Below are 8,072 nucleotides of genomic sequence, written 5' to 3' on the forward strand. Positions count from 1 at the left end.
TTTTCATAATGAAAAAGCTACCTATACGTAGGCAGCTTTCCAGTTGTTTAAGGGAAACGTGGGAATTGATCGAAGTCTGGTTTGCGCTTTTCTTTAAACGCATCGCGTCCTTCTTTCGCTTCATCAGTTGTGTAGTAAAGAAGCGTAGCGTCTCCAGCTAATTGCTGAAGTCCAGCTAGGCCATCTGTATCTGCGTTCATTGCAGCTTTTAAGAAGCGCAATGCAGTCGGACTCTTGCTTAACATTTCTTCACACCATTGTACTGTTTCGTCTTCTAGTTGCTCGTAAGGAACGACTGTATTGACTAGACCCATGTCAAGTGCTTCCTGTGCGTCGTATTGACGGCACAAGTACCAAATTTCACGCGCTTTTTTATGTCCAATAATACGTGCTAAATAGCCTGAACCATAGCCCGCATCAAACGAACCAACAGTTGGTCCAGTTTGTCCAAAACGAGCATTATCTGCAGCGATTGTTAAATCACACACAACGTGAAGTACGTGACCGCCACCGATTGCATAACCTGCTACCATTGCGACAACTGGTTTTGGAATTACGCGAATCAAACGCTGTAGATCCAACACGTTCAAGCGTGGAATTTCGTCTTCTCCAACGTATCCACCGTGACCACGAACGGATTGATCGCCTCCTGAACAGAATGCTTTCTCTCCTTCACCTGTTAACACGATTACACCAATTCTGTTATCATCTCGTGCACGTGAAAATGCATCAATCAATTCCATTACCGTTTTCGGTCTAAATGCATTTCGCACTTCTGGACGATTGATCGTGATCTTAGCGATACCGTTGTACATTTCATATTTAATATCATCGTATGTACGTAGTGATTCCCATTGACGCGTCATAATTAATTCCTCCTCAATTGATTGCTTTCAAATAACTCTTTATCATTGTAGCAAATTGCCGCGGTTTTTCCACATGAATTGCATGCCCTGCGTCTTTTATTGTCTCATGTTGTACATTTGGTAAGTATTTTTCCATTTCCCGGGCAATTCCTACAAACTTCGTATCTTCACTGCCTGTCAGCAAAAATACCGGGAGTTCTATTCGTGCTAAGTCATCCCAGTACGATTGCTGTTTACCGGTACCAATACCGCGTAAACTATTCGCCAACCCAGTAGTCTGCTGACTCAAACGCTCATTGCGCACCGCAAGTCGCTGTTCATCCGACAGTTTCTTCTGCGTAGAAAACAACGGAATCTCTTGCCAAAAGTCTACAAACTTCTCGATACCATGCTGCTCAATTCGTGCCGCTAATTTCGCATCCGCCTCACTACGTGCCTGACGTTCTTCTTCTATGCGTAAGCCGGGTGAACTACTTTCAAGAAGTAGACTAGCGACTTGATCAGGGTAAGTTGCGGTATAACCGAGTGCCACGCGTCCCCCCATCGAATAGCCGAGTACGATTGGACGTTCGATCTGCAAATCTTCAAGTAGCTGATGCAAGTCCTTAATCTGTTCTTCCATACAATAACGTGCTGGATCTAACGGGGCTTCTGTTCGACCGTGCCCAATTAAGTCGACAGCCACTACATGATACGCTGCAGTCAATGTTTTAATTGTTTCCTGCCACGTAGACGTCGAACCTGTAAAGCCATGGAGCAACAGAACTGTAGGCAACTGTCTATCTCCATGCCGTTCAACATACGTCTTTATGCCACGAATTTCGCGTAGTTCAGCCTTCACTTTGCTCCACCCTCTTCGCAATTTCACGCCACACAGATCGATGCGCTTCTACATTCTCTGCGCGATTCGTAAACACTTCAATAATCCGCAAGTCTGCAGTTTTAGATGCTTGCAATGCCGTTTCAAATGCCCCCACTGTAGACGCTGCCTCATACTGTGCTTCGTACATTTCGGCTAGATGATTAAACGTCAAATTAGTTGGTGTACCAAATAGCGTTTCATAATGATCTTCAATAGACGATTGCGGTAAGTAAGAGAAAATCCCGCCACCATTATTATTTATAACAACGATTGTTAGATTGGTCTTTTGTAGTCGCGAAATGATCAAGCCATTGACGTCATGTAAGAACGCCAAATCCCCAATCAATAAATAAGTAGTACGTTTGCGACCTTGTTGGATGCCAAGTGCTGTTGATACTACGCCATCGATACCATTCGTGCCTCGGTTACAAAATAGCGCAATATCTTTATCCGTCGCTCGGAAATACGTATCTAAATCACGAATTGGCATACTACTGCTACAAACGACATCCGATTCATTCGGTAGATTCGCGATGAACTGTCGAACGAAATGCCCTTCATCTTCTGCAAAGTGTTGATCTTCAGTAAGCACGTTGCTTGAAATCTTATTCGCTTGAATCCAGCGCGTCGTATAATCTGTTCGTTCCAACTGACTATTTACCATTTGCCACACAGTTTCCGCAGGCACTTGCAAGTGATGCGTTGTAAGCAGTAGAGGGTCACGATAGTTTGGTGATTCATCCACTACTATATATGTTTCCGGACGCGTTTTCTTCAAGAATAACAATAACGGTTTAGAAATCGGTTGTGGTCCAAAGCGAATCACACAGTCCACCTTCACTTCTTCGCTAAACGCTTCACTCTTTAATAACGCATCATACTGATCAATACATAGGTCTAGACAGTCAGCAGGCACCTCTGAACGAAGATTAGATAGTGGATCACATAATACTGGCCACTGAAGCGCCTTGGCAAATAACCAGAACAACCCTTTATCTACAGTAGCAGGCTGTTCCCCGACAATAACAATCCCTCGCTGAGATTGCGTCATGGCCTGCTGCAAGACATCTTTCATTTGTTGAGAAAGCGTCAAGTCCCCCACTACTTGTTGCTGGAATCTACCGCTAGGCACTTGCTGTTGAAAATCTATTAGCAGTGGTTCGCGAAACGGTACATTGAGATGAACGGGCCCTTGTGGCACAGTTTTCGCAACAGAAAGAAGACGAATTGTTCGATGTTCCATGTACGAGAGAATATCTGCTCGATCCTCAGGTATAGGAAAATCTACACTTTCTTTTACATGTTCACCAAACATGCGAAGCTGATCAATCGCTTGTGGCGCACCAATTTCACGCAACTCATGCGGTCGATCTGCTGTAATAACGATTAACGGTAAGCGAGCATAATAAGCTTCCGTCACAGCCGGATGATAATTAGATGCAGCCGTTCCAGATGTACAAAGCAACACAACTGGCTGTCCTGTCGCTTTAACTAAACCAAGCGCATAAAAAGCAGCCGAACGTTCATCCGTATGAATATATGTCTGCATCGCCTTGGACTCTGAAAATGCATACGCAAGCGGAGTCGAACGTGAGCCTGGACTAATGACCGCTTGATTAGCTCCTTGCTTAATTAATGCCTCTGTTAAACGAAAGACATAATTAGTTAATCCCGATTGATGATCATTCATGTAAACGGCCCCCGAGCGCACGTAAAACTGGGCGGAACTTCACCCATGTTTCCGCATATTCTTCCGTTGGTGTAGAGTCAGCCACAATACCGCCACCAGCGTATAAGTAAGCATCTTTGCCTGTTAATAAACCAGAACGAATAGCTACAGCAAATTCTCCATTACCCGCAGCATCTGTCCAACCAATCGGTCCCGCATAAAAACCACGATCCATTTGTTCCTCTTCACGAATGATTTCGAGCGCCTTATTACGCGGAACTCCACCTAAAGCAGGCGTCGGATGAAGAGCTTCTACTAGACGAAAAATATCCATATCCTCCGCTAGTTTCCCTTCTACGGGTGTAAATAAATGTTGAATATCCCGCACTTTCAATAGCTTTGGTGTTTTATTCACTTGTAATGAAGTACAGAACTCAGAAAAAACAGCGGTAATCATATCGACGACATATTGATGTTCTTCGCGATTTTTCTTATCACGCAACAAAACTTCACCAAGTTGCTGATCTTCTTGCGCCGTTTTCCCACGTTTAATCGAGCCAGCCACACATGCCGAGTAGGCTTGTCCATTAGAAATCTCTACAAGTCGTTCCGGAGTCGCACCAAAGAACATCTCTTGACCAATCTGTAATCCAAAATGATAACTTGCAGACTGTTCATTCGATATCGCATGCAAAGCCGCGGCTTTTTGGAACTCCTCGTCAAAAGTTAGTTTGATTTTACGCGCAATCACAACTTTTTCTGCTATTTGCTCTTTAATTTGAGATGTAACTCGTTTCACTGCTTTCATGTAGCGATCCGTTTCAAGTTCTGTCTGTTTCACAACGCTTGCCTTCGCTGTCAAGGTGAACTCCTCCACTTGCGCTAAGTGAATCAAGCGATCACGTTCATGGCGCAACGCTTCAAAATCCGCAGCTGCTTGCGGTTCTTCTGTTAGATAATTAATGGAGACATATGTCTTCCCTTTTTCAATCTTCATTTGGAATAATGGCACCGTAAAATAAGCTGCCGGGAAAGCAATCCATTCATCATCTTGTCTTGTTTGCGGATCAAAGGAGAATCCACCAAATAACACGGGATCCATATCCTTCTCTTCTTTGATCAATCCGTCACATAACGCTTTCCACTGCAATGAAATTGATGCGAAACGATTGTCATCCGCTGTTAACACAGCAGCTTGTCCCAAGCCAACTAGTTTTACTGTTTTATCTGCATTCTGCCAAAAAAATCGGTCTTTGCCATAATGTGAATGACCCGCTTCAAAAAAGGCTAATGGGCTAAGCGTTTCCACTTCTATTGTTTCCGTAAAAAAACGAGCATTGTTTCCTGTAGCAGAAACTCTGTTTGCTCGATCGGTCAATTTCGAATTCATCCTACTCTCTCCTTCTGTCATTCCAGATGTTTTTATCATGTTTGTCTTTTTATCTTTTTCGGTCGATAAGTACCTCTATTCTATCACAACGGACGCTTGACGTAATATGATAATGTCTTCCATCGATTGTGGCCGTTCGACAATTACATACAGATGCTCTCTCAACGTACCTAACCTCTTGTTTTTGTTGTATAATGGCATATGATGACTATATATAAGGAGAGATTACGCGTGCAACATACAATAGAAACGGATACCGGCTGGCGTGTGTGGTGGCAACTAACTAGACCTCATACATTGACTGCGGCTTTCGCTCCTGTCTTTTTAGGGACAATGATCGCACTTCAATACGGTTCCCTGCACTTCCCGTTATTCTTGGCTATGCTAACAGCTAGTCTATTTTTACAAATGGCAACCAATATGTTCAATGAATACTACGACTTTAAGCGTGGTCTAGATGATGAACATTCCATTGGGATCGGAGGCACCATCGTCCGCAATGGTGTCCAACCAAAAACAGTATTGAATTTAGCTTTATTATTATATGGTTTATCCGTTTTACTGGGCATTTATATTTGTCTGGAAACTTCCTGGCTTCTTGCTGTCGTCGGATCTATCGCAATGTTAATCGGCTATTTATATACAGGAGGCCCCTATCCGATCGCGTACACACCCTTCGGTGAACTAGTTTCCGGATTCGTAATGGGCATGCTATTAATCTTAATTGCATTCTACATTCAAACAGGCACAGTCACAGCTAACGCGATTCTTTTATCTGTACCGAGTATGCTACTTGTTGGAGCGATTATGCTAGCAAATAATATTCGTGATATCGTAGGAGATAAAAAAGGCGGACGCAAAACTTTGGCGATCTTAACCGGTCGTTCAACCGCTGTCAAGATCCTAGCTGCATTCTTTATAACTTCCTATTTATGGATTATTATTCTCGTGCTAACTGGCCACGTATCGGCCTGGGCATTACTCGTATTACTGAGCATTCCCAAACCGCTACATGCCATTAAAACGTTCAGACAGTATGAACAACCTATCCAAGTCATGCCCGCCATGAAAAATACAGGCGTAACGAACACATTATTCGGTCTACTTTTAGGTATAGGGATTTTAATTGCACATTTCATTTGAATAATCACTAACAGAAACGTCTACACTGAAAATGGTAGGCGTTTTTTTGTTGGAAAGGTTTACCCTTCCTTTATTTAAGGGAATGAAGGAAGTAATAAAGCTTTCATTCATCTATTAGACACACAAGAAAGCCAACGGAAAGGGTCGTGAAAGTATTGTTAACTACACAACAACTAGATAAATTGAAAAATGATTTGAAGTCGATGGAAGAACGTTTATCAGAAACAACGAATGAAACTGAAATCGTAAAGTCAGTACAAGAAGATGTTGGAGAGCTATCGATGTACGATAATCACCCAGCCGATATGGGAACCGAGTTATATGAACGTGAAAAAGACCTCGCATTGAATACTCATGCAGTGGATGAGTTAGAAAAGGTACAGCATGCCCTGCAAGCCATTAAAGAAGGTACGTATGGTATCTGTGAGGAATGTGGCAAGAAGATACCGTATGAGCGTCTAGAAGCGATTCCTTACACCACTGTTTGTATTGAAGATGCGGAGAAAGCCGTACTAGACGATCGACCAGTCGAGGATGATATATTACTCATGGCCGAGCCAAACTCTTTCGCCGAACGCCGATCCGATCCTTCACGTGATTATGAAGACAGCTTTCAAGAAATCGCAAAGTCAGGAACATCCGAAACACCTTCAGACTTTATAGGGAATGAAAATCGGGATTATGATGATCTATACGATGAAGACAATGATAAGAATGCGGAAGAATTCGAAGAGTTTGTGATAACCGACATCACAGGACAACCAGCCGGCTTCGTTCCTAACGAAGAAGCATTAGATGAGAATCCCTTAGGTGATATCCCATATCATAAGGGAGATAGTTATGTAGAACATGAAAAGTAATATACAAGAAGCTGTATCTTGTATATTCTCTAGTAATCAAAAAAAGATTCATTACACGTTTGTGTAATGAATCTTTTTAGTATGACCCCTACGGGATTCGAACCCGTGATACCGCCGTGAAAGGGCGGTGTCTTAACCGCTTGACCAAGGGGCCAATAATATATGGCGGAGAAGGAGGGATTCGAACCCTCGCACCGCTTTCGCGATCTACACCCTTAGCAGGGGCGCCTCTTGAGCCACTTGAGTACTTCCCCAATAATTAATTGGCTCCGCAGGTAGGACTCGAACCTACGACCGATCGGTTAACAGCCGATTGCTCTACCACTGAGCTACTGCGGAATGGTGGGCCTAAGTGGACTCGAACCACCGACCTCACGCTTATCAGGCGTGCGCTCTAACCAGCTGAGCTATAGGCCCCTAATTGGAGCGGGTGAAGGGAATCGAACCCTCATCATCAGCTTGGAAGGCTGAGGTTTTACCACTAAACTACACCCGCATAAATGGTGGCTCAGGACGGAATCGAACCGCCGACACAAGGATTTTCAGTCCTTTGCTCTACCGACTGAGCTACTGAGCCACATTGTAATACTTGAAAAAATGGCGGTCCCGACGGGAATCGAACCCGCGATCTCCTGCGTGACAGGCAGGCATGTTAACCGCTACACCACGGGACCTTGGTTGCGGGGGCAGGATTTGAACCTACGACCTTTGGGTTATGAGCCCAACGAGCTACCACTGCTCCACCCCGCGACAATATAAATCTTACGTAATTAATTCTTAACTCGACTTTATTATTGTAACATAACAAATAAGTAATGTAAAGTCATTTTTAAAACAAGAATGGCGGAGGAAGAGGGATTCGAACCCCCGCGGGCTTTAACACCCCTGTCGGTTTTCAAGACCGATCCCTTCAGCCGGGCTTGGGTATTCCTCCGTAAAGTAAGTAAACTGGTGGACCTTGCAGGACTCGAACCTGCGACCGGACGGTTATGAGCCGTCTGCTCTAACCAACTGAGCTAAAGGTCCTTAGATAGCGGCGGAGGGGGTCGAACCCACGACCTTACGGGTATGAACCGTACGCTCTAGCCAGCTGAGCTACGCCGCCACAATTAGTATTAGTCAGTTATATAAATAATGGTGGAGCCTAGCGGGATCGAACCGCTGACCTCCTGCGTGCAAGGCAGGCGCTCTCCCAGCTGAGCTAAGGCCCCATATAGATGGTCGGGAAGACAGGATTCGAACCTGCGACCCCTTGGTCCCAAACCAAGTGCTCTACCAAGCT

6 protein-coding genes and 12 tRNA genes are annotated in these 8,072 nt (G+C 44.3%); 2 read left to right on the top strand and 16 right to left on the bottom strand.

Features of this window, described 5'->3' with window-relative positions; all coding sequences use genetic code 11:
• Positions 1-47: 47 nt before the first annotated feature.
• Genes menB through ORD22_RS07390 form a run of 4 tightly spaced genes read right to left on the bottom strand, consistent with a single transcriptional unit; the run spans position 48 to position 4,787 of the window.
• The gene (gene menB / locus ORD22_RS07375; RefSeq protein WP_317645289.1) at positions 48-866 is read right to left on the bottom strand and encodes a 1,4-dihydroxy-2-naphthoyl-CoA synthase; all 819 of its coding nucleotides are present in this window, start codon (positions 864-866) and stop codon (positions 48-50) included.
• 13 nt (positions 867-879) lie between these two features.
• Positions 880-1,707 (bottom strand): 2-succinyl-6-hydroxy-2,4-cyclohexadiene-1-carboxylate synthase, encoded by an 828-nt coding sequence (menH, locus tag ORD22_RS07380; protein WP_317645290.1) that lies wholly within the window; start codon positions 1,705-1,707, stop codon positions 880-882.
• Complete coding sequence (gene menD, locus ORD22_RS07385; RefSeq protein WP_317645291.1) at positions 1,697-3,418, bottom strand: 2-succinyl-5-enolpyruvyl-6-hydroxy-3-cyclohexene-1-carboxylic-acid synthase; 1,722 nt, start codon at positions 3,416-3,418, stop codon at positions 1,697-1,699. Before menD ends, menH begins: the two co-directional genes overlap by 11 nt.
• Positions 3,411-4,787, bottom strand: coding sequence for an isochorismate synthase (locus ORD22_RS07390; protein WP_317645292.1), 1,377 nt, complete (start codon positions 4,785-4,787; stop codon positions 3,411-3,413). The genes menD and ORD22_RS07390 overlap by 8 nt, the downstream gene beginning before the upstream one ends.
• Before the next feature lie 231 nt (positions 4,788-5,018).
• Here ORD22_RS07390 and ORD22_RS07395 point away from each other — a divergent pair, with 231 nt between their 5' ends.
• Together ORD22_RS07395 and ORD22_RS07400 are read left to right on the top strand one after the other, a co-directional pair.
• The gene (locus tag ORD22_RS07395; RefSeq protein ID WP_317645293.1) at positions 5,019-5,930 is read left to right on the top strand and encodes a 1,4-dihydroxy-2-naphthoate polyprenyltransferase; all 912 of its coding nucleotides are present in this window, start codon (positions 5,019-5,021) and stop codon (positions 5,928-5,930) included.
• Positions 5,931-6,085: 155 nt separating this feature from the next.
• On the top strand, positions 6,086-6,790 hold the full coding sequence (locus tag ORD22_RS07400; protein WP_317645294.1) for a TraR/DksA C4-type zinc finger protein: 705 nt from the start codon (positions 6,086-6,088) through the stop codon (positions 6,788-6,790).
• An 82-nt stretch (positions 6,791-6,872) separates the two neighbouring features.
• Here ORD22_RS07400 and ORD22_RS07405 read toward each other — a convergent pair.
• From ORD22_RS07405 to ORD22_RS07460, 12 genes are all read right to left on the bottom strand, one after another.
• Positions 6,873-6,944, bottom strand: a tRNA-Glu gene (locus tag ORD22_RS07405).
• 9 nt (positions 6,945-6,953) lie between these two features.
• Positions 6,954-7,044: transfer RNA gene (locus ORD22_RS07410), tRNA-Ser, on the bottom strand.
• Positions 7,045-7,054: 10 nt separating this feature from the next.
• Positions 7,055-7,129 (bottom strand) — tRNA-Asn (locus tag ORD22_RS07415).
• A gap of 1 nt (position 7,130) precedes the next feature.
• A tRNA-Ile gene (locus ORD22_RS07420) sits at positions 7,131-7,207 on the bottom strand.
• A gap of 5 nt (positions 7,208-7,212) precedes the next feature.
• Positions 7,213-7,286, bottom strand: a tRNA-Gly gene (locus ORD22_RS07425).
• Between the two features lie 5 nt (positions 7,287-7,291).
• Positions 7,292-7,367 (bottom strand) — tRNA-Phe (locus ORD22_RS07430).
• A 21-nt stretch (positions 7,368-7,388) separates the two neighbouring features.
• Positions 7,389-7,464 (bottom strand) — tRNA-Asp (locus tag ORD22_RS07435).
• 1 nt (position 7,465) lies between these two features.
• Positions 7,466-7,540, bottom strand: a tRNA-Met gene (locus ORD22_RS07440).
• 91 nt (positions 7,541-7,631) lie between these two features.
• Positions 7,632-7,724 (bottom strand) — tRNA-Ser (locus ORD22_RS07445).
• A 15-nt stretch (positions 7,725-7,739) separates the two neighbouring features.
• Positions 7,740-7,816 (bottom strand) — tRNA-Ile (locus ORD22_RS07450).
• 5 nt (positions 7,817-7,821) lie between these two features.
• Positions 7,822-7,895: transfer RNA gene (locus tag ORD22_RS07455), tRNA-Met, on the bottom strand.
• 30 nt (positions 7,896-7,925) lie between these two features.
• A tRNA-Ala gene (locus ORD22_RS07460) sits at positions 7,926-8,001 on the bottom strand.
• Positions 8,002-8,072 lie beyond the last annotated feature (71 nt).

The organism is Sporosarcina sp. GW1-11 (assembly GCF_033088395.1).
In the GTDB taxonomy this organism is placed as follows: domain Bacteria; phylum Bacillota; class Bacilli; order Bacillales_A; family Planococcaceae; genus Sporosarcina.